Annotated in this window: 23 protein-coding genes and 1 pseudogene; 6 read left to right on the top strand and 18 right to left on the bottom strand. The window is 54.3% G+C overall.

Annotation, left to right across the window (positions count from 1 at the left end; genetic code table 11):
- Positions 1-79 precede the first annotated feature (79 nt).
- The 4 genes from E2F51_RS14650 to E2F51_RS14635 all read right to left on the bottom strand — a co-directional run bounded on the left by E2F51_RS14650 (position 80) and on the right by E2F51_RS14635 (position 2,553).
- Positions 80-559: a YbjN domain-containing protein gene (locus E2F51_RS14650; protein ID WP_013201489.1), complete on the bottom strand. Its 480-nt coding sequence runs from the start codon at positions 557-559 to the stop codon at positions 80-82.
- Positions 560-645: 86 nt separating this feature from the next.
- Positions 646-1,548, bottom strand: coding sequence for a 30S ribosomal protein S6--L-glutamate ligase (gene rimK, locus E2F51_RS14645; RefSeq protein ID WP_013201488.1), 903 nt, complete (start codon positions 1,546-1,548; stop codon positions 646-648).
- Between the two features lie 17 nt (positions 1,549-1,565).
- On the bottom strand, positions 1,566-2,288 hold the full coding sequence (gene nfsA, locus E2F51_RS14640; protein WP_134823802.1) for an oxygen-insensitive NADPH nitroreductase: 723 nt from the start codon (positions 2,286-2,288) through the stop codon (positions 1,566-1,568).
- Complete coding sequence (locus E2F51_RS14635) at positions 2,272-2,553, bottom strand: YbjC family protein (RefSeq protein WP_053145836.1); 282 nt, start codon at positions 2,551-2,553, stop codon at positions 2,272-2,274. The genes nfsA and E2F51_RS14635 overlap by 17 nt, the downstream gene beginning before the upstream one ends.
- Before the next feature lie 200 nt (positions 2,554-2,753).
- Between E2F51_RS14635 and E2F51_RS14630 the strand changes: the two genes are divergently transcribed.
- Complete coding sequence (locus E2F51_RS14630) at positions 2,754-3,017, top strand: GrxA family glutaredoxin (RefSeq protein WP_013201485.1); 264 nt, start codon at positions 2,754-2,756, stop codon at positions 3,015-3,017.
- Between the two features lie 125 nt (positions 3,018-3,142).
- Here the strand turns inward: E2F51_RS14630 and ybjM are convergent, their stop codons facing one another.
- Entirely contained in the window at positions 3,143-3,508 is a 366-nt protein-coding gene (ybjM, locus tag E2F51_RS14625) for an inner membrane protein YbjM (RefSeq protein ID WP_105759691.1), read from the bottom strand.
- 875 nt (positions 3,509-4,383) lie between these two features.
- On the opposite strand from ybjM, the gene ybjG reads away from it, so the two are divergent.
- Positions 4,384-4,989 (top strand): undecaprenyl-diphosphate phosphatase, encoded by a 606-nt coding sequence (gene ybjG, locus E2F51_RS14620; RefSeq protein WP_134823801.1) that lies wholly within the window; start codon positions 4,384-4,386, stop codon positions 4,987-4,989.
- Between the two features lie 492 nt (positions 4,990-5,481).
- A complete protein-coding gene (locus E2F51_RS14615; RefSeq protein WP_013201482.1) occupies positions 5,482-6,765 on the top strand; it encodes an HAAAP family serine/threonine permease in 1,284 nt (427 codons plus the stop codon).
- Positions 6,766-6,819: 54 nt separating this feature from the next.
- Here E2F51_RS14615 and E2F51_RS14610 read toward each other — a convergent pair whose 3' ends face one another.
- The gene (locus E2F51_RS14610; protein WP_013201481.1) at positions 6,820-8,022 is read right to left on the bottom strand and encodes a serine hydrolase; all 1,203 of its coding nucleotides are present in this window, start codon (positions 8,020-8,022) and stop codon (positions 6,820-6,822) included.
- A 273-nt stretch (positions 8,023-8,295) separates the two neighbouring features.
- On the opposite strand from E2F51_RS14610, the gene E2F51_RS14605 reads away from it, so the two are divergent.
- The gene (locus E2F51_RS14605) at positions 8,296-8,952 is read left to right on the top strand and encodes an HAD family phosphatase (RefSeq protein ID WP_134823800.1); all 657 of its coding nucleotides are present in this window, start codon (positions 8,296-8,298) and stop codon (positions 8,950-8,952) included.
- A gap of 68 nt (positions 8,953-9,020) precedes the next feature.
- Here the strand turns inward: E2F51_RS14605 and E2F51_RS14600 are convergent, their stop codons facing one another.
- The 6 genes and pseudogenes from E2F51_RS14600 to E2F51_RS14575 all read right to left on the bottom strand — a co-directional run bounded on the left by E2F51_RS14600 (position 9,021) and on the right by E2F51_RS14575 (position 12,905).
- Positions 9,021-10,133 carry a PQQ-dependent sugar dehydrogenase gene (locus E2F51_RS14600; protein WP_134823799.1) on the bottom strand — a complete coding sequence of 371 codons (1,113 nt, stop codon included), beginning with the start codon at positions 10,131-10,133 and terminating at the stop codon, positions 9,021-9,023.
- Positions 10,134-10,248: 115 nt separating this feature from the next.
- Positions 10,249-10,911 (bottom strand): DUF3313 domain-containing protein, encoded by a 663-nt coding sequence (locus E2F51_RS14595; protein ID WP_053145845.1) that lies wholly within the window; start codon positions 10,909-10,911, stop codon positions 10,249-10,251.
- 205 nt (positions 10,912-11,116) lie between these two features.
- Positions 11,117-11,446: a DUF1493 family protein gene (locus E2F51_RS14590; RefSeq protein WP_053145847.1), complete on the bottom strand. Its 330-nt coding sequence runs from the start codon at positions 11,444-11,446 to the stop codon at positions 11,117-11,119.
- Positions 11,440-11,898, bottom strand: a complete 459-nt coding sequence (locus E2F51_RS14585) for an STM2901 family protein (RefSeq protein WP_134823798.1) — start codon at positions 11,896-11,898, stop codon at positions 11,440-11,442. The genes E2F51_RS14590 and E2F51_RS14585 overlap by 7 nt, the downstream gene beginning before the upstream one ends.
- Positions 11,899-12,072: 174 nt before the next feature.
- Positions 12,073-12,558 carry a type VI secretion system tube protein Hcp gene (locus tag E2F51_RS14580; RefSeq protein ID WP_134823797.1) on the bottom strand — a complete coding sequence of 162 codons (486 nt, stop codon included), beginning with the start codon at positions 12,556-12,558 and terminating at the stop codon, positions 12,073-12,075.
- Between the two features lie 32 nt (positions 12,559-12,590).
- Positions 12,591-12,905: pseudogene (locus E2F51_RS14575) on the bottom strand (DUF1493 family protein).
- 250 nt (positions 12,906-13,155) lie between these two features.
- Here E2F51_RS14575 and rimO point away from each other — a divergent pair.
- Positions 13,156-14,484: a 30S ribosomal protein S12 methylthiotransferase RimO gene (gene rimO, locus E2F51_RS14570; protein ID WP_134823796.1), complete on the top strand. Its 1,329-nt coding sequence runs from the start codon at positions 13,156-13,158 to the stop codon at positions 14,482-14,484.
- A 51-nt stretch (positions 14,485-14,535) separates the two neighbouring features.
- Here the strand turns inward: rimO and E2F51_RS14565 are convergent, their stop codons facing one another.
- From E2F51_RS14565 to E2F51_RS14540, 6 genes are all read right to left on the bottom strand, one after another.
- Complete coding sequence (locus E2F51_RS14565; protein WP_013201475.1) at positions 14,536-14,985, bottom strand: DUF4385 domain-containing protein; 450 nt, start codon at positions 14,983-14,985, stop codon at positions 14,536-14,538.
- 77 nt (positions 14,986-15,062) lie between these two features.
- Complete coding sequence (gene gsiD / locus E2F51_RS14560) at positions 15,063-15,968, bottom strand: glutathione ABC transporter permease GsiD (protein WP_053145851.1); 906 nt, start codon at positions 15,966-15,968, stop codon at positions 15,063-15,065.
- Between the two features lie 9 nt (positions 15,969-15,977).
- Positions 15,978-16,898 (bottom strand): glutathione ABC transporter permease GsiC, encoded by a 921-nt coding sequence (gene gsiC, locus E2F51_RS14555; protein WP_105759395.1) that lies wholly within the window; start codon positions 16,896-16,898, stop codon positions 15,978-15,980.
- Positions 16,899-16,964: 66 nt separating this feature from the next.
- The gene (gsiB, locus tag E2F51_RS14550; protein ID WP_053146443.1) at positions 16,965-18,500 is read right to left on the bottom strand and encodes a glutathione ABC transporter substrate-binding protein GsiB; all 1,536 of its coding nucleotides are present in this window, start codon (positions 18,498-18,500) and stop codon (positions 16,965-16,967) included.
- A gap of 48 nt (positions 18,501-18,548) precedes the next feature.
- Positions 18,549-20,405, bottom strand: coding sequence for a glutathione ABC transporter ATP-binding protein GsiA (gene gsiA, locus E2F51_RS14545; protein ID WP_134823795.1), 1,857 nt, complete (start codon positions 20,403-20,405; stop codon positions 18,549-18,551).
- Positions 20,406-20,414: 9 nt separating this feature from the next.
- Positions 20,415-21,377 carry an isoaspartyl peptidase/L-asparaginase gene (locus E2F51_RS14540; protein ID WP_134823794.1) on the bottom strand — a complete coding sequence of 321 codons (963 nt, stop codon included), beginning with the start codon at positions 21,375-21,377 and terminating at the stop codon, positions 20,415-20,417.
- A gap of 252 nt (positions 21,378-21,629) precedes the next feature.
- Here E2F51_RS14540 and moeA point away from each other — a divergent pair, with 252 nt between their 5' ends.
- A complete protein-coding gene (moeA, locus tag E2F51_RS14535; protein WP_134823793.1) occupies positions 21,630-22,862 on the top strand; it encodes a molybdopterin molybdotransferase MoeA in 1,233 nt (410 codons plus the stop codon).

Here is a 22,862-nt window from a genome sequence, read left to right as displayed (position 1 = left end):
AGAGTGAATAAATAAACGGCAGGCAAAGCGGAGGACGGGTTAATCAGCGATCAACCCGACAGAGAAGAGAGGATGGAATTTAGTGCAGGATCGAATGGGAAGAGACGATTTCGGTACGGTCGTCTTCCTCGCCTGGGATCAACAGTTGGTTGGCAAACGCTTCCAGAACCACCATCGAGATTTGCTCTTCACTCTGCTTCATAAAGTGCGCAAATTGCCCGTAGGTGATGCCCGCAGCGACCGTCAATGACTGGCAAACGATCAGCTTAGGCAAGTTGTCATCCTGAATATCCAGGAAGGCCTTAATGGTCAGCGAGCTGGCGTTGATCTGCGAAAGATCGCCAACCAGCGGGATCAGCGCAGTGGGTTTAACCTCAGCCAGCGCTGAAAACAGAATGACGTTGTCGACCAAATCGAGCTTGGCATCAAACACCCCGTCGAAATTTTGCATATGCGGCAGGTGAAGCGCCTGACAAGAGTCGCACTCAAACCAGGTGATGCTTTGCTGATCCAGCCAACGTCGTATCACGTCAATATCTGGAACGACGAGTGAATCCATGTGCTTTCTCTCTTACCGCATTAAAATTGCGGCCTAGCTTACGGAAAAACGCCGTTAAACACCACGATTGTGACAGAAATATGCGCTTATCCGCCGGTTTTCAGACAGAAGCCGGGGCGCGCCTGTTGCTCAATCCAGCCAATCATCATTGCGGCAATATCCAAACCGGTTGTCTTTTCAATTCCTTCCAGCCCGGGAGAGGCGTTCACTTCCATCACCAGCGGCCCACGTTTCGCCCGCAGAATATCCACGCCCGCCACGTCCAGTCCAAGCGTGGACGCCGCGTTAATCGCCATTTCGCGCTCGCGTCCGGTAATTTCGATGCTGCGTGCGGTACCGCCGCGATGAAGGTTAGAACGGAAATCCCCTTCTTTCGCTGACCGCTCAATGGCCGCCACCACTTCACCGCCAATCACCAGGCAGCGAATATCCCGACCTTCAGCTTCTTTAATGAATTCCTGCACCAGAATATGCGCATTCAGTCCACGGAAAGCATCGATAACGCTTTCGGCTGCCTGACGCGTTTCCGCCAGCACCACACCAATTCCCTGAGTGCCCTCCACCAGCTTCACCACCAGCGGTGCGCCACCGACCATTTTGATCAAATCGCTGGTGTCATCAGGCGAATGGGCAAAGCCGGTGACCGGCATATCAATGCCCTGCCGCGCCAGCAACTGCAGCGACCGCAGCTTGTCACGCGCGCGGGTGATGGCCACAGACTCATTCAACGGATAGCTGCCACAGACTTCAAACTGGCGTAGCACCGCCGTGCCATAAAAGGTAATCGCCGAACCAATGCGCGGGATCACCGCATCAAAATGGGCCAGCTGCTTGCCACGGTAATGAATGGCCGACGAACCGGGATTGATGTTCATATAGCAGGAGAGCGGATCGATCACTTCGACGCTGTGGCCACGCTTTCGCGCGGCCTCAAGCAGACGTTTGCACGAGTAAAGCGAGCCATCTCGGGAAAGAATCGCTATTTTCACAGCTGCCTCCAGGGAACTTAACGCGTTGCCCAACCCTGCTTATGCAGGTAGTCCAGCATAAACGGACGGCTCTCTTTAACGATGGTTTTCTGGATGTGCTCACTCCAGCTTTCGCGACGCGGATTGCTCTCGCGGGAAAGATAATATTCTTCCTGCTCGCCATCGTAGGCGGCAAGCACCTGCGCATCAATCGGCTGGTAATGGTTCTCGTGCACCAGCATCGCCAACGGCATACGCGGTTTCAACTGTGGCGTCTGCGCGGGCGTGCCAAGGCAAAGACCAAACAGCGGCAGCACAAATTTCGGCAGGCCCAGGAGTTCGGTCACTTCGGCGATGCTGTTACGGATACCACCAATAAAGACGCCACCCAGGCCGAGGGATTCTGCGGCGAGCATCGCATTTTGTCCCATCAATGCCGTGTCTACGCTGCCTAACAGCAGCTGTTCCGCCAGGCCTAACTGGGCTTCAGGGCAAATCTGCAGCAGGCGATTAAAATCGGCGCAGAACACCCAGAACTCCGCAGCCGTTCCGACATATTTTTGACCGCCGGTCAGGCCAACCAGTTTTTCACGCAGCGCCTTATCGGTAATGCGGATAATGGATGAACACTGCAAAAAGCTTGAGCTTGAGGCTGACTGAGCCGCCGACAGGATGGCCTCACGTTGCTGGTCAGACATCGGCTGGTCGGTAAACGATCGAATCGATCGGTGCGAGCGCTGTAGCTCAATGGTCGGGGTCATGCTTCTCTCCTGGTTTAACATCATCACGCTTAGCGTTAAAAAGTTCCGGCGCCATCGCTTTAGCCGTGCGCCACATCATCACCAGTGCCGCGGGTAGCATCATCGCAATCCCGACGAAAATCATCACGGTGGCGGCCAGCGGGCCGGAAAAAGGTGCCGGTAAGGGTAGCATCCGGTGCAGCGTGAAGTAAGAGAGCACCAGCAAAATACCCCCCAGCCCTTCCAGCAGTAAAATGGATTTGGGTAGCTGACTAAAAGCACGCATGGCGTATCTCCTCTGTAGGGGGTGCTCTATCCTTTATCAGGTTATTAAAGCCTATCCCGCAGCGTTGTGCATAGCCTGTACGAATCAGATCAACAGGTAATTCCTTCTTCCCTTCCCTGCGTGAAGCGGGCATCATATTCGGCATTAACTGATGAAGTGTGATGTACATCACATAAATTTTGACCTTTGAGGAGAAACCTATGTTTGCAGTGATTTTTGGACGCCCTGGCTGCCCTTACTGTGTCCGTGCGAAAGAGCTGGCTGAAAAGCTGACCGCCGAGCGCGAAGACTTCTCCTTTAGCTATGTGGACATCCACGCCGAAGGGATCACCAAAGCGGACCTGGAAAAAACCGTCGGCAAGCCAGTCGAAACTGTGCCGCAGATTTTCCTCGACGAGAAACACATTGGTGGTTGCACTGATTTCGAAGCTTACGCGAAAGAGAATCTGGGCCTGTTCCAGTAAGATTTCTCCGCTGGCTGTTTCATCAGCCTGCTGAAGGCGTAAAAAAGGTCGATATTTATCGACCTTTTTTATTGCCTGCAGTTTGTCACTTTAGCCTGCTCTTGCCACAGGCCGCGCGTTGGCTGTCAGTGCCTCGTATGATCTTCATCGCCCAGCAACGTGCGGGACAGCATCACCAACAGCGCACCGGATCCACACCAGAAAATCGCACTGGTGATAAAGGCCAGTTCCTGTAACACCGGGCTGGCTGCCGCCAGCGAAAAATGCAGAATAAGCCAGAAAACAGGCGTGGCCAGCAGGGCTCCCGCCAGCGCCACCGTCAGCGGCGCTTCTTTCGAGGTTAAGGCGGCAATTGCCCCAGGCAAGGCAAACATCAGCAGGCCCAGGCGGGGTTTTTCCTGAATAATGCTGTCGACACTCATTTCATATCTCACGGCGACAAAAACGAGGCAGTAAAGGACAAAACAAGCAATGACGCCTGTCCAGGACATCCCTTTAAATACCATAGGATCTTCTCCCGGCTATGTAATTCAGTTAACGAGTAAAAAACTACCGTAACTTACGTCGCGGCGATGACTGGCTGAAAAAGTGATACGAAAGTGTCAAAAACAGTTTTTGATTGCTGGCTGTTATTCAGGGTATCCCGGAATATTACCGCTACTCTGCTGGCAGCGACGCAATATAAGATAAATCCCGATTAACTTCAACAGGTTACTGGTAAACAGGACGTTACATGAGGCAGTAAAAGGTCGCAAAGTTGTTAAATCGAAATGACATGGTGTTTATGAGTGGTGCAGACTTAAGCCTAACCTGCGGTTTTATTGAGAAATTTCTTAAGCGCCAAATTCCCCTAATTTCCGGTTACCCCTTCTTCCTTATGCGAAAAAAAATATTTCTGTGCAGATCAGAACTTTTGCATTTTGCCGCAGTCCTAATTAGTGCCACTGCTTTTCTTTGAAATCCCCTAAATTGTGGAGCCCGTTAATCATATGATTGGCGGGTTTTTTTCTTTCTACTTCAGAGTAATCTTAGTTATTCCGCATGATGATCCCTTTTTTAACACCCCCGAATCTTTGCTCTCCCTTTCTCGGGCTGACAGTAAACTGTCATCAATTCTTAACAAAAGCACAACCAGACCGTCAAATAGGAGAGAGTCTATTTATCTTCCTGTGCGGTGCTTTTATCTTATCTGACTGATCCTGCAAGCCACTTGCCTTCGATGTCACGCAGGACAGCGTACTGGCATCGCCGTTAGGCGCCGCTGCCGAACGCCTTTTACCCCTTTGATCAACTGGCTGACAGGTTTGGCTGGAGAGATGGACTTTAGGTGTGTCTTACACCTTTTTAAAACGAGGAATAAATAACGATGGAAGCGCTGAACCGCATGCTTTTTCTGTGGATAAACGCAACGCCGGCCTCACCGGACTGGCTGATTTCCCTGGCAACGTTTATCGCGCGCGACCTGATTGCCATTGTGCCTGTGTTGATAGTCGCCATGTGGCTGTGGGGACCAGAGCGCGAAGTGGGTTCACAGCGTAAGCTGGTGTTGAAAACGGGCATAGCGCTGGGTTATGCGCTGACTATCTCCTGGTGCGTCGGCAATTTATTCCCCCATGCGCGACCTTTTGTGGTGGGTCTGGGTCATCAGTTCCTGCCGCATGCGCCAGATGACTCTTACCCAAGTGACCACGGCACCGCCATTTTCACCTTCGCCATTGCCTTCTTCTGCTGGCATCGTCGCTGGTCAGGTGCCGTGTTATTGCTGATGGGTGCCGCCATTGCCTGGTCCCGTATTTACCTTGGCGTACACTGGCCAATGGATATGCTGGGAGGATTGCTGGTGGGTGCGCTCTCCTGTTTGTTTGCGCAGGTTGCCTGGCTTTTTTGTGGCCGCCGCCTGTTACAGAATATCTCGACGATATATCGACTGCTGTTCGCCTTCCCCATTCGTAAAGGCTGGGTGCGCAATTAGCGGTTGCGGATAAGTGCTTATTCGCTGCATGGTTAAAGAAGCGGCAGTTTTATTGCGCAACGCGATCTCATATTCGGTGAATTTAGCTCTCGTGTTGCGCAAGCCAGGATATTAGTTAACTTTTGCTCCCGCCTTAAAATCTATTACATTGATTTACATCATATTTAATGTTGGTAAATCGTTAAAAAACGATCAGATGAACATTATTTAACCAACTCCAATCAGTAAAATCCCAGTCTAAAAAACCACAGCAGCAATATAAAACCAGCGTATTTGCCCACCTTAAAAATCCCCTCCAGCATTTATCACTAATAATATTATTGGTATTGTGATTCAGATCGCCAGAAATTCGTTTTCGCCCCCTTCCTTCTTCCATTTCAGATGGTAGAGTGTCGGCCTTTCAGGCAGAGCCTTAAATTAAATTGCGCTGGTTCGCCGCCGTTTTCGCTGTATAGCGCACTTTACTTTACTGTTTTCAAACTGGAGATCATCATGGATTCATCCAAAACGGCTTCACTGCCCCTCGCCAGCGCCGAAGAGGCAGCCAGCTGGCGCAAAAGCGACACCATGTGGATGTTGGGCCTGTACGGCACGGCGATTGGTGCCGGTGTGTTGTTCTTACCGATAAACGCCGGTATCGGCGGGTTGATCCCGCTGCTGATTATGGCGCTTCTGGCGTTCCCGATGACCTTCTTTGCCCATCGCGGTTTGTGTCGCTTTGTGCTGTCCGGCCGTGAAGTGGGTGAAGACATCACCGGTGTGGTTGAAGAGCATTTCGGTCAGGGCGCCGGTAAATTGCTCACCCTGCTCTACTTCTTCGCGATCTACCCGATTCTGCTGGTCTACAGCGTGGCGATCACCAATACGGTTGAGAGCTTTATGACCCACCAGCTGCATATGCAGGCGCCGCCAAGGGCGCTGCTGGCCTTAATCCTGATTGTCGGTCTGATGTCGATTGTGCGTTTTGGCAAAGAGATGATCGTCAAAACCATGAGCGTACTGGTTTATCCGTTTGTGATTGTGCTGATGGCACTGGCGCTGTTTTTGATTCCTCACTGGAACAGCTCCGTTTTCCAGCACGTCAGCTTAGCGGGCAGCGGCAGCAGCTTGTGGATGACATTGTGGTTAGCGATACCGGTGATGGTGTTCTCCTTTAACCATTCGCCGATCATCTCCGCGTTTGCGGTGGCCAAACGTCAGGAATATGGCGAGGAAGCCGAGAAGAAGTGCTCACGCATTCTGGCCCGCAGCCATCTGATGATGGTGGTAACGGTGATGTTCTTCGTATTCAGCTGCGTACTCAGCCTGTCTCCGGAGAATCTTGCCGAAGCCAAAGCGCAGAACATCTCGATCCTCTCCTATCTGGCGAACCACTTTGATACGCCGCTGATGGCCTGGCTGGCACCGATCATCGCCATGGTCGCCATTACCAAATCCTTCCTCGGTCACTATCTTGGTGCGCGTGAAGGCTTCAACGGCCTGATGGTTAAGTCCCTCGGAGAGAAAGCGAAAAAGCTGCCGGAAGCGAAGCTGAACCGCATCACCGCCATCTTTATGCTGATCACCACCTGGCTGGTCGCTACCCTGAATCCAAGCATTTTGGGAATGATTGAAACCCTGGGTGGCCCGGTGATTGCCGTGCTGCTGTTCCTGATGCCGATGTATGCCATCAATAAAGTGCCGGCAATGCGTCAGTACAGCGGCAAAATCAGCAATATCTTTGTGGTGCTGGTGGGATTAATCGCGATTTCCGCTATCGCATACGATCTGGTCTGACAGAGATAAAAAAAGGGGCGAATCTCTTCGCCCCTTTCATGTTCTTACCGCCCGTCAGGCAAACCATTTGCCGAACCAGCCGGTCATTTTCATCATCACGAAATCCCAGATGCGGCTAATAAATCCTCCCTCGTTCACGTCTTCCATTACCACCAGCGGTCGCTGTTCAATCGTTTTGCCGTCAAGCTGGAAATCGATATTGCCCACCACCTGATTTTTCTTCAACGGCGCGGTTAGCTGAGGCTGTGAGAGGGTAAAGCTGGCTTTAAGGTTCTTAAGCTGCCCTTTCGGCACGGTCACCGAGGCATCGCTGGCGACGCCAAGATTGACCTCTTTCTTTTCGCCATACCAAACCCGCTGGGTGGAAAACGGCTTGTCGGCTTTGATTGGCGTGACCGTATCATAGAAGCGGAATCCCCAGGTCAGCAGCTTTTCACTCTCGCGGAAACGCGTGGCATCGGTCGGGGAGCCTAACACCACTGAAATCAGGCGCTGGTCGCCACTGACCGCCGAAGCCACCAGATTATTTCCCGCGCCCGCGGTATGGCCGGTCTTGATGCCATCAACCTGCAGGTTGCTGCTCCACAACAGGCGGTTGCGGTTCTGCTGATGGATGCGGTTAAAGGTGAACTCTTTCTCTTTGTGCAGCGCATATTCTTGCGGAACGTCGCGGATTAACGCCTGGCCAATCAGCGCCATATCTCTGGCCGTGCTGTATTGCCCGTCAGAATCCAGCCCGTGCACGGTTTTGAAGTGGGTATTTTTCAGTCCGAGCGCCTGCACATAGTTATTCATCAGGCTGACAAAGGAGTCCTGACTGCCCGCAACATAATCGGCCAGTGCAATACTGGCGTCATTGCCAGACTGGATAATAATTCCCTTGTTCAGTTCTGAAACGGGAATGCGATCGCCCGGCTTCAGAAACATCAGCGAGGAACCTTGCAGAATGGGGTTACCCGTCGCCCAGGCATCCTTGCCGACGGTCACCATATCGTCGTTGGTAATTTTGCCGGCTTTGATGGCCTGCCCTACCACGTAACTGGCCATCATTTTTGTCAGGCTGGCAGGGTCAAGACGGTCATCTGCATGGGATTCCGCCAGCACTTTACCGCTGTTGTAATCCATCAGGATCCAGGCTTTAGCATCGATTTGTGGCGCTGCGGGCGCCTCTTCTGCACGGGTTGAGAAGGTGAACAGCAACAGTGAAGTGGTGGCAGTCAGTGTCAAAGCACCGGCGGAAAGGCGTGATTTCTTCATGACGAGACCCAAGTATCCATTTGAAAGACAAGTGTTTTGCAGCGCGGCGGCGGAAACCCTGACACGCTAACGGTTTCTGGCCTTAAAAAGAACAGCATTACTGTAAAGTTATTCAGAGTTTATTAGATAAATCTAGGATATGCCGTTTCGCTGCGCTTTTTTTCGCCGTTTGCGGCGAACAGCACCAGGTGAAATTCCGATTTTTCGCAGAACAGTTAAGTCAGTCACATTTTTCCGCTAACCTGAATAAAGTTTGCCTCAGGAGTAATGACCATGGATTTAGCTTTGTTCGATCTTGATGAAACGTTGATCTGCGAAGACAGCACCGGCCTGTGGCTGCGTTATTTAGTCTCCCAGGGCTTTGCACCGGCCGCGCTGATTGAGCAGGAACGGGCGCTGATGGACCAGTATTATCAGGGTTCCCTGTCGATGGAAGAGTACATGTCCACCACCCTGTCGCCATTAACCGGCATGGGCACGCTTACGGTAACGGGCTGGGTCCGTCGCTTTATTCAGCGGGATATTCTGCCACGGGTTTATCCTTCCGCCCGCGAGAGAATGGCCTGGCATCAGGAACGCGGTGATAAGGTAATGGTGGTGTCCGCCAGCGGAGAACATCTGGTGGTGCCGATTGCCGAACAGCTGGGTGCCCATGGCGCGCTGGCGATTGGAGTGGAAATCGTGGATGACCGCTACAGCGGCCAGACCTACGGCACCATGACCTACAAAGAGGGCAAGGTCACCCGTCTTAATGACTGGCTGGCCGATCAGAGCGAAACCACCTTTGGGAAAACCTGGGCCTACAGCGACTCAATTAACGATCTCGCGTTACTTGAACATGCGGATCATGCCCATGTCATTAACCCCGGCGAACAGTTGCACAGTCTTGCCGAACAGCGTGGCTGGGAAGTGTGTCACTGGGTAAGATAAGCCTGACAAAAATCGGGAAGGCTGAATCAGCCCTCCCGATTTTGCTGACCATACCGTCAAGCCTGCCGTTATTTCGCTAATCCCACCTTAAGCAGCTTGCCGTCCGACTCGTCGGTCAGCACATAAAGATAGCCATCCGGGCCAGCCCGGACATCGCGGATACGCTCACCGCGATCCTTCAACAGGCGCTCTTTCTCTTCGACCTTATCGCCATTGACCGTCAGACGGATCAGACTTTTATCTTTCAGCGCCCCGATAAATAGCGAGTTTTTCCATTGCGGGAAGTGGCCGTTATAGAAGGCCATGCCGCTGATCGCCGGAGACACCTTCCACCAGAACACCGGCTGCACGGTGCCTGGCGCGGTTCCTCCTTTCGAGCCTGGTACTTTCTCACCGCTGTAATCAATTCCCCAGGTCGCCAGCGGCCAGCCGTAATTCTGGCCTTTTCGCGGAATATTCACCTCATCACCACCGCGCGGACCGTGTTCACTTTCCCACATCTCCTTGCTCCACGGATTAAAGGCAAGCCCTTGTGGATTGCGCATGCCATAGCTCCAGATTTCAGGTCTGGCGCCCTTCTTACCGACAAAAGGATTATCTTTTGGAATGCTGCCATCCGCATTGAGGCGAGTAACCTTACCGGTTAAGGCGGTTAAATCCTGCGCTGACGCGGCCTGGAAGTTATCGCCAAAGGTGACGTACAAATAACCAGCCTGATCAAAGGCCAGTCGCGACCCTAAATTGGCCCCGCTGGAGAGTTTCGGTTGCTGGTGGAGTAAATCTTTAAAATCGGTCAGCTGCGTCAGATCTTTGCTGAGCAAGCCGGAGCCCACCACTGCACCTGCACGCCCGTTGTCATCGGCTTCGGTCCAGGTCAGATAGACGCGGCGGTTTTGCGCAAAGTCGGGGGACAGCACGACATCCAGCAGGCCGCCCTGACGTTGCGCCCAGACTTTCGGCACGCCGGAAATCGGTTGCGAGAGTCCTTTCCCCTGTTGCCAGTGCCGTAGCTGGCCCGATCGTTCGGTGATTAATATGCCTTGATTGTCGGGCAAAAAAGCCATCGCCCAGGGATGATCAAGCCCGTGTTGTAACTGCTCGACACTGACCTTTTCGGCCAGTACGGGATGGGAAAACAGGACGGCGCTGGCGAGCAAACAGAGGGGAAACAGACGTGACATACCTTCACTCCTTCAGGTCAATGTCCGTTAAATTTAGTGAAGAAGGCTGGAGACGGGGCTGTTTTTACAAAACATTAAGCGCCGCAACGGTGCGGCGCTTAATGGAAGGTGACGATTAAGGTTGATGCGGGAAGGTGGTGACGTCGTTAATCATGTCATCAGCGCCCTGCTTAAGGTCTGACAGAGTGACAGGTGCCGAGTTGTTAGGTACCGTTTTGCCATAGGCTTTACGCACCGCTTCCACCACCGGCTTACCGGTTTTGGCATCAATCAGCTGCGCTTCAAGGTAAAGCACGCTATTTTGCGTCCGGTGGCCAGAGGCCGCCATGGTTCCGGCAATCACCGCAGCGACCGGCACGACTTCATAGAACTTCATGTCCTGGTTTTCAGCACTGACGGTGGTAATCGCGGTTTTCATAATTAACGTATCTGGGCCCGGGGAACTGACCAGCGGCATTTGCTTAGCGACAGCCGCTTTCAACCGGGTATCTACGTAGCTTCTCAGGCTATCCAACGTTTGCTGGCTAACGCGTTCGGTAGGTTTCGCCGCAGGGTAATAGACCACCGGGGTGAAATAGATCCCGCGATAATCAGAAGCTTTATAGTCTGGCGAGATCCAACGCAGCGTTGGATGCCCGCTCGGAGATTCGGTTGGTTTCAGTTTGGAATAATCGGAGAGAAACCCAGAATACTGATGGGATTCCGTTACTTTTGAAGAGCATCCGGCCAGAACCGCAATCGCAAGTCCGGCAACAAGACCAAGACGTAACACACGCATGGGGTGTTCCTTTTTCACAGAGGATTAGGCAAAAAAACGTAAGGACAACTGAAGCATAGCGCGTCTTCCGCGCATCACCAGAAAGCGTAAGAGTAAACGTTATGTCGCCATACTTTTACTCGTACCCTGCTCAATTCTTGCCTTTGCAATGGGGCTCACATTCCTGTGGGATTAACCTAAGCCGCGCGTTCTGCGCTAATTTAAGCTAGTCATACAACCATTTTCCGGCTTTTGCTGAATCGATCAACATTCCGACCGTGAAATCGGGAATATCCACCGGTTCGGATTTCTTAAAGGGATTCCAGGAAAAATGAACGTCAGGATAATAGGTTTCAATATGGAAGCTGGACATATCCACATTGAATTCTTCCGAGAAGTCATCGATCAATTCTTCAACATCATCCTGATCTAACTTCACGTCAAAATGAATGCTTGAGGACGCGGTGTAGGTGTCGTATTTCTTCTTCCTGAACATATACACGCCACTCCGGCGGGTCACGAATTCGATAACCCGCTGTTCAATGCTGTCTACCATAACTTGTCGTCACCTCGTGCTATGAAGTTATAATCGCGTAAAGAGCAGTAAGTGATCCTTGATACATCTGCAATCAGAATAACCTCACCGATGAGGGGTATGGTTCGCCCTACGAACGTGCTTACTTTTCTAACCATCTTTAGTTTCACAGTCCATGGCGTATAACCTCCTATCCATGTTGGCATTTTGATCCCAAATGGGAACATCGTATTTTTGAGAAGTCCTCTGACGCTTTTAGACACTCGTGAGGTACCGGGGACGGCGTTTATAGGTTTAGCTCGCGTTGTCTGATCATTAATACCGCTATATAAAGCAACTACAGCAGCGACATCTACTATCCCGAAGTGTTTCGCAGTATTCATCACGAATACCATAAAAAACAACTCAGAGGCGTTAACGTTAGATCGCCCTGCATAGAAATATGTTCCATTAAGTTCCTCAACTGTATCCATACTAATATCCCTTTTTTGCAGACTTAAGATTTGTTTTTTTACAATCAGGTTGGTAAATGACAGGCTTCCATATGATTCTTGGGGTCAAGTAAACCTTAATTGCCCTACAACAATGGCTTTTTAGACTCGCTACTCTCGGATGAAAAAGGGGCAATAGCCCCCTTTCCCTTTGTTTCAAGCCGTTGCCGTTGTACGCTCGTTCCAAGCGTCATGGGCTAACAGATTGCCGTCTTTGTACAGGTGAGTGATCTTCTCGTAGTTCAATGAAACTTCTTCCATGTGACCTGTTCCCGGGCAACCTCGCGTGTCGTGCATAGCAGGACTAACAGAAATCACTTTCACTTTTTCCAGTGTGATTACGTAATACACCACTTCCTGGCCGGCATAGTTGATGTGATAGAAACGAAATTCAGCCGATTTTAGTGTCTGCCCTGTTGCCGCAGCTTTGAAGGGAGAGGAGCTATCAAGCTCCTTGGTGAACTGGAAAGGTGAATGTTGGCGAGTCCCCGTAACCTTCCCTGTCATAGGGTCGGTTGGGAGGGTGATATTGTGATGCAAACTCCTCAGTTCCACACTTCCTTCACGGTGTTTCACCTCGGAAGAACCCCGGATTATAGCGCCGCCATCATCGGTCAAAAATAAGTGTACAGGTACGGCCATTTTGAGCTCCTTGCTTGTGGCTAGTCATACAACTATTTCCCGGCTTTTGCGGATTCAATCATCATCCCGACAGTGAAATCAGGGACGGGAAAAGTTGCACTCTTTTTAAAGACATTCCATGTAAAAGGCATATCAGGGAAATAGGTCTCAATCCTGAATTTTCCTCACTGAACATTAAACTTTTCGAAAAACTCATTCATCAAATCTTCAATTTCAAGCTCATCAATGCTCAGGTCGGTATCAAGGTCAGTCTCAGGCGATAATTTCACCTTCTTAAGATTGAACAGGTACGAGCCAGCATAGGGCCGCACATGCTCATAAACCCGCTGTTCAATGCTGTCTACCATAACTTGTCACTGTCCATTGATAACGCCAACAGCCTCAACAATACTGTTTGCAGCCACTGTTATACCGGTCAAAATCCCAGCAAATCAAACAAATGCCGCCCCTAATCCCGCTTGTTTTGATCTCCCTCAATCCGGCCGGGAATGCCCGTCGGTCAGAAGAATCCCCCTACACTTCATATTGCTGTATAAATTCTGCGTAGAGATGGGTAGAATCCCGCGCAAAATTGCTGTGCAAAACAGGATATGAGTAATGTCGCAAAATACAACTATGGCGCCGCGTGTCGGATTTGTTTCTCTCGGCTGCCCGAAAAATCTGGTCGACTCTGAACGCATCCTCACCGAGCTGCGCACCGAAGGCTATGAAGTGGTTCCACGTTATGACGATGCCGAAATCGTCATCGTCAACACCTGCGGATTCATCGACAGCGCTGTACAAGAATCGCTGGAAGCGATCGGCGAAGCGCTGAATGAAAACGGTAAGGTGATCGTCACCGGCTGCCTGGGCGCGAAAGAGAACCAAATCCGTGAAGTGCACCCAAAGGTGCTGGAAATCACCGGACCGCACAGCTATGAGCAGGTGCTGTCGCACGTCCACCGCTATGTGCCTAAGCCAGCGCACAACCCGTTCCTGAGCCTGGTGCCGGAACAGGGCGTGAAGCTGACGCCGCGCCATTACGCTTACCTGAAGATTTCTGAAGGCTGTAACCACCGTTGTACGTTCTGCATCATCCCTTCCATGCGTGGCGATCTGGACAGCCGTCCGATTGGCTCGGTGCTGGATGAAGCCAAGCGTCTGGCTGAAGCCGGCGTGAAGGAGCTGCTGGTGATCTCCCAGGATACCTCGGCTTACGGCGTGGACGTGAAACACCGTACCGGTTTCTGGAATGGATCGCCGGTAAAAACCAGCATGGTCAGCCTGTGCGAACAGCTGGCTAAACTGGGCGTGTGGGTGCGTCTGCACTACGTTTACCCGTACCCGCACGTGGACGATGTCATTCCACTGATGGCGGAAGGGAAACTGCTGCCTTACCTGGATATCCCGCTGCAGCACGCCAGCCCGCGCATCCTGAAGCTGATGAAGCGCCCGGGTGCCGTTGAACGTACGCTGGAGCGCATTAAGCGCTGGCGCGAAATTTGCCCGGACCTGACGCTGCGTTCGACCTTTATCGTCGGTTTCCCTGGCGAAACGGAAGAAGACTTCCAGATGCTGATCGACTTCCTGAAGGAAGCGCGTCTGGATCGCGTCGGCTGCTTCAAATACAGCCCGGTTGAAGGCGCGACCGCCAATCAGCTGCCGGATCCGGTACCGGAGTCGGTGAAGGAAGAACGTTACGATCGCTTTATGCAGCTGCAGCAGGCGATCTCCGCCGAACGTCTGCAGGAAAAAGTCGGTCGTGAAATTCTGGTGATCATCGATGAAGTGGATGAAGAAGGGGCGATTGGCCGCAGTATGGCTGATGCACCTGAGATTGACGGTGCCGTCTATCTCAACGGCGAGAAATCCCTGAAGCCAGGCGATGTGGTGCGGGTGAAGGTGGATAACGCCGACGAATACGACCTGTGGGCGTCCAAGATTTAATACCTGCCAAAAGGGCCGGCCGGAATCTGCTGGCCCTTTTCACTTTCCGCGTTAGCCGTACTCTTTTTGATGCTGTTTTTTGCGCTGAAGATAGTCTTTATCGGCGCGGATCTGGTCCCAATACCCTTTGAAAATCGCCGCTGAGGCCGCCTTTTCTTCGTTCAGCTCGAAGGGCAACAGCTCGCGCTTCTCATCGTATTTCTTCCCGCCCTTATGGTTGGCATAGCGCCTGGCGCGGGTATAGCCCATCTGAATAAATTTGCGGGCCATATCCATGCCGACAAACTCATCATTTTTCCGGTACTGCTCAAAAAGCGCCATGATCGCCGTGGCTGAGACCTGCGCAATATCCGGTGTTTTAAACCGCCAGTGCGGTAGGATTTCACTTTTATAGGGCTCAACCATTAACACGCCCTGTTCCCCGCGCCCCACCTGATACAACTCGGGATGCTTACGAAAGTCGATTGTTTTGAAATCCTGCTGATAGTCGAATTCTTTCATTGCCACCCCACTAAGAAAGAAGCAAGCATGGCACAGAAATCTGCAGCGCGCGCCGACAGGGCACGCACTCAGCGACATCAGGTCTTCAGTTTAGGATCCAGCGCATCGCGCAGGCCATCCCCCAGCAGGTTGAACGCCAGCACCGTCAGGAAGATCGCCAGGCTGGGGAAAATCGCCACGTGCGGGGCCATCACCATATCGGCGCGGGCTTCATTGAGCATCGCCCCCCATTCCGGCGTCGGCGGCTGTGCGCCCAATCCGAGGAACGACAGGCTGGCTGCGGTGATTATCGAGGTGCCAATACGCATGGTGAAATAGACCACGATCGATGAAATCGTTCCCGGCAGAATGTGCCGCATGATGATGGTGAAATCGGAGGCACCAATGCTGCGGGCCGACTCGATAAACGTCATATGCTTCAGCACCAGCGTGTTGCCGCGCACCAGACGGGCAAACGCCGGGATACTGAAGATCGCCACCGCCACAATCACGTTGGACATACCCGTGCCTAAAATCGCCACCACGGCCAGCGCCAGCAGGATCCCCGGAAAGGCGAACAGCACATCGCTGATGCGCATTATGATCCGATCCCACCAGCCTTCGTAGTAGCCGGCCAGCAGCCCCAGCAAGGTGCCAATTGCCGCGCCGATCGCCACTGAGAAGAAGCCGGAAATCAGCGACAAGCGAGTGCCGGTCAGCACCCGGCTGAAGATATCGCGACCGAGCGAATCCACGCCAAACCAGTGCATCATCGACGGGCCTTCGGTCAGCCGATCGTAGTCAAAATAGTTCTCTGCATCGAATGGCACAATCCACGGCGCAATCACCGCCACCACAATCAGCAGCAGCACAAACACCCCGGCCACCATCGCCACCGGCTGCTTTTTAAATCGCCGCCAGAATTCCCGCCAGGGTGTCCGCACGCGATGTTGGTTAATCGTTGGCATCGCGGACAGCGCCGCGCTACGTCGCCAGTTTTTCATCGCCGGTCCTTATTTGTAACGAATCGCGGGGTTGATGGCGGCGTAAAGCATGTCCACAACCAGGTTAATGAGAATAAATTCCAGCGAGAACAGCAGCACCTCGGCCTGCACCACCGGGTAATCACGCATCTCGACCGAATCCACCAGCAGACGCCCCAGTCCCGGCCAGTTGAACACCACTTCCACCACAATTGAGCCGCCTAGCAGGAAGCCAAACTGCAGGCCCATCATGGTGACCACCGGGATCATCGCATTCCGCAGGCCGTGCTTGACCACCACCAGCGTCTCACGCACGCCTTTGGCCCGCGCGGTGCGCATATAATCTTCCTGCATCACCTCAACAAACGAGGCGCGGGTAAAGCGCGCCATCACTGCCGCAACCGCGGCGCCCAGGGTGATGGACGGTAAAATATAGTGCTTCCAGCCGTCCGCCCCCACCGTGGGCAGCCAGCCTAATTCAACCGAGAACACCTGCATCAGCAGCATCCCCAGCGCAAATGCCGGGAACGAAATTCCGGAAACGGCCAGCGTCATGCCAAGCCGATCTGGCCAGCGGTTGCGCCAGACAGCGGAGATAATGCCGATGCCCATGCCAAAAATCACTGACCACACCATGCTGCTTAACGTCAGCCACAGGGTGGGTAAAAATCGCGCGGCAATCTCCGCCGAAACCGGCCGCTTTGATACCATCGACTGACCAAAATCGCCCTGCACTGCATTGCTGATAAAGTGCCAGAACTGCTGGATCATTGGCTGATCGAGGCCTAACTGCTGACGAACCAGTGCCACCACCGTTGCATCGGCTTCTGGACCGGCAATCAGCCTGGCGGGATCGCCCGGCAGCATATGTACAAACAGGAACACCAATACCGCCACAATCAGCAGTGTGGGGATCAGTCCCAGTAAGCGTCTGATAAAATAATTGAGCATGCGTCATCCTGCGCTTAAGACAACCACGCCTCCCATATCGGGAGGCGCGGTCACCGTGAGCGGGGTTTACTTCAGATCGGCGTCGTCAAAGCTGAACGAGGTGTCCGGCATCACGTAGAAGCCCGTCAGGTTTTTGGTGTTGGCTGAAACCAGTTTCTCCACCACCAGCGGTACCCAGGGCTGCTCTTTCCAGATAATGTCCTGAGCATCTTTGTACAGCGCGGCTTTCTTCTCGCCGTCGGTGGTTTTCAGTGCATCGGCCAGATCGCTGTCAACCTTGGCATTACTGTAAAACGCGGTGTTGAAGATGGTTGGCGGCCAGGACTGGGTGGCAAACAGCGGCGTCAGTGCCCAGTTAGCCTCACCGGTGGAAGCCGACCAGCCGGTGTAAAACATCCGCACACCGCTCTCTTTCTGCCCTTTGTCTTCCACTTCTGCCGCACGCTGTCCCGCATCCATCGCGGTCAGGGTGGCTTTAATACCCACCTGAGCCAGCTGCTGCTGAGTGAACTGCAGCACTTTCTGCGCGGTGCTGTGGTTATGGGATGACCATAAGGTGGTGGTGAAGCCGTTCGGGAAGCCCGCTTCCTTCAGCAGCTCACGCGCCTTAGCCGGGTTATATTCGGGGGCCGGATAGGTCTGGGCGAACTGGATCGCTGGCGGCACGATACCCGTTGCTGGCGTGGCATAACCGGCAAACGCCACTTTCACCAGCGCCTGACGGTTAATGGCGTAGTTGATCGCCTCACGCACCTTCGGATTATCGAACGGCTTCTGGGTGACGTTAAAGCTGATGTAACGCTGCATGATGGATGGCGAGGTCACCAGATCCAGCTTGCTGTTTTTCTCCAGCAGCTTTGCCTGCTCGTAAGGGATTGGGAAGGCAAAGTTGGCTTCACCGGTTTGCAGCATCGCCGCACGGGTGTTGTTATCCACCACCGGACGCCAGGTAATGGTATCCAGCTTCGGATAGCCTTTCTTCCAGTAGCCGGCAAATTTCTTCACCTTCACGAAATCGGTCTGGTTCCAGGTATCCAGCTCATACGGGCCGGTACCGACCGGGTGGAAGCCAATCTCCTTACCGTATTTCTTCAGTGCCGTTGGCGAAATCATCGCGGCAGCCGGACTGGCCAGCGTGTTGATAAAGGCCGAGAACGGCTGCTTCAGGGTGATTTTCACCGTCAGCGGATCGATAACCTCGGTGGTCGCAATGGATTTGAACAGGTTGTAGCGCTTCAGGTGATTATCAGGATTGCTGGCGCGATCGAGGTTGACCTTCACCGCTTCGGCATTGAAGTCGCTGCCATCCTGGAATTTGATGCCGCTACGCAGTTTGATGGTGTAGGTCAGGCCATCTTTGCTGGCATCGGAGCTTTCAGCCAGCACGTTGACCAGCTTCATGTCCTTATCGAAGCCAAACAGGCCCTGATAGAAGGATTTGGCCACCGCCTGCGACAAGGTATCGTTTGCGTCGTAGGGATCCAATGTCGTGAAGTTGGAACCCACCGCGATCACCGCATCTTTCGCCGCCCAGGCAGGCACAGCGGCAAAGCTGCTCAATAAACCTGCGGTTAACAGTAACTTACGTTTGCTATGAATCATCATTGTGCGTTCATCTCCTGAAGTCCTTGTTGTTGTTGTGCAGCAATATCAGGCACCGCCAATCGCATGACGGGCAACATAGTGTCCGGCACTCACCTCAATCAGCGGTGCCACGACCGGTTCGTCCCCAAGGGCACGGATCGGGCTGGGAATTTCGTCCACCAGCAGCGCTCGTTCACGACGGCGATGTCGGGGATCGGCCACCGGCACCGCTGACATCAGCTTGCGCGTGTAGGGATGCTGGGGATTTTCAAATACGGACTGACGTGGGCCAATTTCAACAATCTGCCCGAGGTACATTACCGCCACGCGATGGCTGATGCGCTCGACGACCGCCATATCGTGGGAAATAAACAGGAACGCGATGCCGAATTCACGCTGCAAATCCAGCATCAGGTTGACGATTTGCGCCTGAATCGACACGTCCAGCGCGGAGACCGACTCATCGGCAATCACCACTTTAGGATTCAGCGCCAGCGCGCGGGCGATGCAAATTCGCTGACGCTGGCCGCCGGAGAACTCATGCGGATAACGCCGCGCATGTTCAGGTAACAGACCGACGCGCTCCAGCAGCCATGCCACCCGATCTTCTGCCGCCTGCCCTTTTGCCAGCTTGTGCACCAGCAGCGGTTCCATTATCGAAAAGCCGACCGTCAGCCGGGGATCGAGCGATGCGTAGGGATCCTGAAAAATAAACTGAATATCCCGCCGCAGATGCGAAAGCGCCGAACCGGAAAGGGTGTCGATGCGCTGGCCATCAAAGGTAATGGTGCCGCCCTGGCTTTCCACCAGCCGCAACAATGAGCGACCGGTGGTGGATTTCCCACAGCCGGATTCGCCCACCAGCGCCAGTGTTTCACCGGGCCGCAGGTCAAAACTGACCTTCTCCACCGCATGAACCCGGCGGATGACGCGATTAAAAATGCCGCCACGGACATCGAAGCGCGTCACCAGGTCGCGAACCTGCAACACCGGCTCCGCATCGGATGAAACGGTATCCTGAGGCACCACGATTTCGTCGCGGCTCTCCAGTGAAATCAGCGGGAATTTGGCCGGATACGCCTGGCCAGTCATGGAGCCGAGTTTCGGCACGGCGGCCAGCAACGCCTTGGTGTAGGGCTGCTGTGGCGAGCTGAAAATCTCGTCCACGGTGCCGGTTTCCACCACATCGCCGCGGTACATCACCTGCACGCGATCGGCCATTTCGGCCACCACGCCCATGTCGTGAGTGATAAAAATCACCCCCATCTGCATCTCTTTTTGCAGCACGCGGATCAGCTGTAATATCTGCGCCTGAATGGTCACATCCAGCGCGGTGGTCGGCTCATCGGCAATCAGCAACGCCGGACGACAGGAGAGCGCCATCGCGATCATCACCCGCTGCCGCATCCCGCCGGAGAGTTGATGAGGAAAGCGGGTGAGGACGTTTTTCGCTTCCGGGATGCGCACCAGATCCAGCATTCTCTCGGCTTCCTGCAGCGCCTCGCGGTGGCTTTTCCCCTGATGCAGGCGAATCGACTCGGCAATTTGCTCGCCCACCGGGAACACCGGGTTTAGCGAGGTCATCGGCTCCTGGAAAATCATCGCCATATCCGCACCGCGAATGGTGCGCAGCTGGGATTGGCGCGCGCTGGCCAGATCGACGATGCGATCGTTGCGCCTGCGCAGCCACATTTCGCCGCTGTCGATGCTGCCACCGCCCTGCTCCACCAGCCGCATTAAGGCCAGCGAGGTGACCGATTTCCCGGAACCTGATTCGCCAACAATCGCCAGCGTCTCACCGCGCTGCACATCCAGCGACAGGTTTTTCACCGCCTGCACCACGCCCTCTTCCTGACGGAAGCTGACGCTGAGGTTTCTGACTGATAATACCTGCCCGGCAGGCAGGTCCGTGATCACCGGCATCCTGCTTCCTTATTCTTCGCGGTAAATACCGACATTAGGCGCATCACCCACATAGCCGTAGCCGCGATACATGCCTTCACTGTTGAATGGCAGGGCGACATTGCCCTCGCGGTCAACGGCGATCACGCCGCCGCTGCCGCCCAGCACCCGGATTTTTTCCATCACCACGCGATCGCTAGCTTCTTTTAACGACAAGCCGCCGTACTCCATCAGCGCGGCGATGTCGTAAGCCGCCAGCGTGCGCATAAAGACTTCGCCGGTGCCGGTACAGGAGACCGCAACGTTAGCGTTGTTGGCATAGCAACCCGCGCCAACAATCGGCGAGTCGCCCACGCGTCCGGCCTGTTTGTTGGTCATGCCGCCGGTGGAGGTCGCCGCGGCAAGATTACCGGATAAATCCAGCGCCACCGCGCCCACCGTGCCGAACTTGCGATCCGGATCGAGAGGATCGTCAGAGCTTTGCGCCGCGCCATCATGATCGAGCACGGCATGATCGGAATGCAGCGCGCGCTGAAGCTGTTCCCAGCGCTCAGGCGTGGAGAAGAAGTCAGGCGGAACCTGTTCCAGCCCGTGCTCTGCGGCAAATTTCTCTGCGCCTTCACCGATAAACATCACGTGCGGGCTGTTTTCCAGCACGGCACGGGCGGCCAGTACCGGATTACGCAGGGTATTCACCCCGGCAACCGCACCGGCGTCCAGCGAGCGGCCATCCATCACGCAGGCATCCAGCTCGTGGGTGCCCTGATGGGTGAAGACGGCGCCCTTACCGGCGTTAAACAGCGGGCACTCTTCCAGCAAGCGCACCGCTTCGGTTACGGCATCTAGCGCGCTGCCACCCGCCGCCAGCACCGCCTGTCCGCTGGCAACAATCCCCGACAGGGCCTGAATATAGTGCTGTTCTTTCTCTGCGCTCATGCTGGCGCGGGCAATTGCGCCCGCACCGCCGGGGATCGCGATGACTGCTCTGGCCATAATCCGATTACCCTGGGTGCTAAATCAGCATGAAAAACACTGAGTTAGAATGAAATTGTTAAGGTCTGCGTCGTTTTCGACTATAGGCAGGCTGTAAAGTGATGTAAAGCAGAATGTTCGCTGGCTGATAATAACGAAAGGTTCTATGTCATAACCGCCTTCGGTGCAGGCGTGACCAGACCGCGAATTCACGCCATAATAATGGCAACTGACTGGATGACGGCCCGACGCTTCGGGCACGCTGGAGACATTATGGAAGCCTTTACTGCGGGATTGATCTCGCTGGACGATGCGCTGGCGAAAATGCTGGCGGCGATTACCCCGCTGACAGAGACGGAAACCCTGCCGCTGTCCGCGGCCGTCGGACGCATCACCGCCTGTGCGGTGACCTCGCCGATTGACGTGCCGCCGTTTGCGAACTCGGCAATGGATGGGTACGCCTTAAGAATGGCAGACCTTGCCAGACAGCCGCTGAAAATTGCCGGAAAAGCCTTTGCCGGCGCCCCGTTCAAAGGTGAATGGCCCGCGGGCACCTGCCTGCGCATTATGACCGGTGCGCCGGTGCCGCCCGGCACTGAAGCCGTAGTGATGCAGGAACAGACCGGCGAGGATGGCGATGCGATCCGCATTCTGGCCGACGTCACCGAAGGGCAAAATATCCGCCTGGCGGGCGATGACATCCTGCAAGGCGCAACGGTGCTGGAACAGGGTATCCGCTTAGGTGCCGCCGAACTGCCGCTGCTGGCGTCTCTCGGTGTGGCGGACGTGAAGGTGCTGCGCAAGCTGCGGGTCGCGGTGTTCTCCACCGGCGATGAGCTGCAACCTGTCGGCCAGCCGCTGGCGGAAGGGCAGATTTATGACACCAATCGCTTTGCGGTGCGGTTGATGCTGGACAAGCTGGGTTGCGAAGTGATTGACCTCGGGATCATCCGTGACGATCGGCAGGCGCTGCGTGAGGCTTTCCGCCAGGCCGACAGTCAGGCCGATGTAGTGATCAGCAGCGGTGGCGTCTCGGTGGGCGAAGCGGATTACACCAAAAGCATGCTGGAAGAGTTAGGCGAAATCAGCTTCTGGAAGCTGGCGATTAAGCCGGGCAAACCCTTTGCCTTTGGCCGTCTGACCAACAGCTGGTTCTGCGGTCTGCCGGGCAATCCGGTTTCAGCCGTCCTCACCTTCTATCAGCTGGTTCAGCCACTGCTGGCAAAACTGACCGGGCAACAGGGACCGGCGCTGCCGCCTCGCCAGACGGTGAAAACGGCAACCGCGCTGAAAAAATCGCCTGGCCGCCTCGACTTCCAGCGCGGATCCGTGCAGCGCAACGAAGACGGCGAACTGGAGGTGCATAGCACCGGCCCGCAGGGCTCACATGTGTTCAGTTCGTTCAGCCAGGCCAACTGCTTTATCGTGCTGGAGCGTGATCGTGGCAACGTTGAAGCAGGTGAATGGGTCGAGATCGAGCCGTTTAACAGCCTGCTGGAGGGCTGA

The organism is Erwinia sp. QL-Z3 (assembly GCF_004551645.1).
Classification (GTDB): domain Bacteria; phylum Pseudomonadota; class Gammaproteobacteria; order Enterobacterales; family Enterobacteriaceae; genus Erwinia; species Erwinia billingiae.
The sequence above is the reverse complement of the archived record's forward strand: the minus strand, read 5'-3'. Positions and strand labels throughout refer to the sequence as shown.

What these genes read in the sequence shown, in the direction of transcription:
- E2F51_RS14650 (WP_013201489.1), bottom strand. Translation starts at nt 559, where the DNA reads ATGGATTCACTCGTCGTTCCAGATATTGACGTGATACGACGTTGGCTG.
- nfsA (WP_134823802.1), bottom strand. Translation starts at nt 2,288, where the DNA reads ATGACCCCGACCATTGAGCTACAGCGCTCGCACCGATCGATTCGATCG.
- E2F51_RS14635 (WP_053145836.1), bottom strand. Translation starts at nt 2,553, where the DNA reads ATGCGTGCTTTTAGTCAGCTACCCAAATCCATTTTACTGCTGGAAGGG.
- E2F51_RS14630 (WP_013201485.1), top strand. Translation starts at nt 2,754, where the DNA reads ATGTTTGCAGTGATTTTTGGACGCCCTGGCTGCCCTTACTGTGTCCGT.
- ybjM (WP_105759691.1), bottom strand. Translation starts at nt 3,508, where the DNA reads ATGTCCTGGACAGGCGTCATTGCTTGTTTTGTCCTTTACTGCCTCGTT.
- ybjG (WP_134823801.1), top strand. Translation starts at nt 4,384, where the DNA reads ATGGAAGCGCTGAACCGCATGCTTTTTCTGTGGATAAACGCAACGCCG.
- E2F51_RS14615 (WP_013201482.1), top strand. Translation starts at nt 5,482, where the DNA reads ATGGATTCATCCAAAACGGCTTCACTGCCCCTCGCCAGCGCCGAAGAG.
- E2F51_RS14610 (WP_013201481.1), bottom strand. Translation starts at nt 8,022, where the DNA reads ATGAAGAAATCACGCCTTTCCGCCGGTGCTTTGACACTGACTGCCACC.
- E2F51_RS14605 (WP_134823800.1), top strand. Translation starts at nt 8,296, where the DNA reads ATGGATTTAGCTTTGTTCGATCTTGATGAAACGTTGATCTGCGAAGAC.
- E2F51_RS14600 (WP_134823799.1), bottom strand. Translation starts at nt 10,133, where the DNA reads ATGTCACGTCTGTTTCCCCTCTGTTTGCTCGCCAGCGCCGTCCTGTTT.
- E2F51_RS14595 (WP_053145845.1), bottom strand. Translation starts at nt 10,911, where the DNA reads ATGCGTGTGTTACGTCTTGGTCTTGTTGCCGGACTTGCGATTGCGGTT.
- E2F51_RS14590 (WP_053145847.1), bottom strand. Translation starts at nt 11,446, where the DNA reads ATGGTAGACAGCATTGAACAGCGGGTTATCGAATTCGTGACCCGCCGG.
- E2F51_RS14585 (WP_134823798.1), bottom strand. Translation starts at nt 11,898, where the DNA reads ATGGATACAGTTGAGGAACTTAATGGAACATATTTCTATGCAGGGCGA.
- E2F51_RS14580 (WP_134823797.1), bottom strand. Translation starts at nt 12,558, where the DNA reads ATGGCCGTACCTGTACACTTATTTTTGACCGATGATGGCGGCGCTATA.
- rimO (WP_134823796.1), top strand. Translation starts at nt 13,156, where the DNA reads ATGTCGCAAAATACAACTATGGCGCCGCGTGTCGGATTTGTTTCTCTC.
- E2F51_RS14565 (WP_013201475.1), bottom strand. Translation starts at nt 14,985, where the DNA reads ATGAAAGAATTCGACTATCAGCAGGATTTCAAAACAATCGACTTTCGT.
- gsiD (WP_053145851.1), bottom strand. Translation starts at nt 15,968, where the DNA reads ATGAAAAACTGGCGACGTAGCGCGGCGCTGTCCGCGATGCCAACGATT.
- gsiC (WP_105759395.1), bottom strand. Translation starts at nt 16,898, where the DNA reads ATGCTCAATTATTTTATCAGACGCTTACTGGGACTGATCCCCACACTG.
- gsiB (WP_053146443.1), bottom strand. Translation starts at nt 18,500, where the DNA reads ATGATTCATAGCAAACGTAAGTTACTGTTAACCGCAGGTTTATTGAGC.
- gsiA (WP_134823795.1), bottom strand. Translation starts at nt 20,405, where the DNA reads ATGCCGGTGATCACGGACCTGCCTGCCGGGCAGGTATTATCAGTCAGA.
- E2F51_RS14540 (WP_134823794.1), bottom strand. Translation starts at nt 21,377, where the DNA reads ATGGCCAGAGCAGTCATCGCGATCCCCGGCGGTGCGGGCGCAATTGCC.
- moeA (WP_134823793.1), top strand. Translation starts at nt 21,630, where the DNA reads ATGGAAGCCTTTACTGCGGGATTGATCTCGCTGGACGATGCGCTGGCG.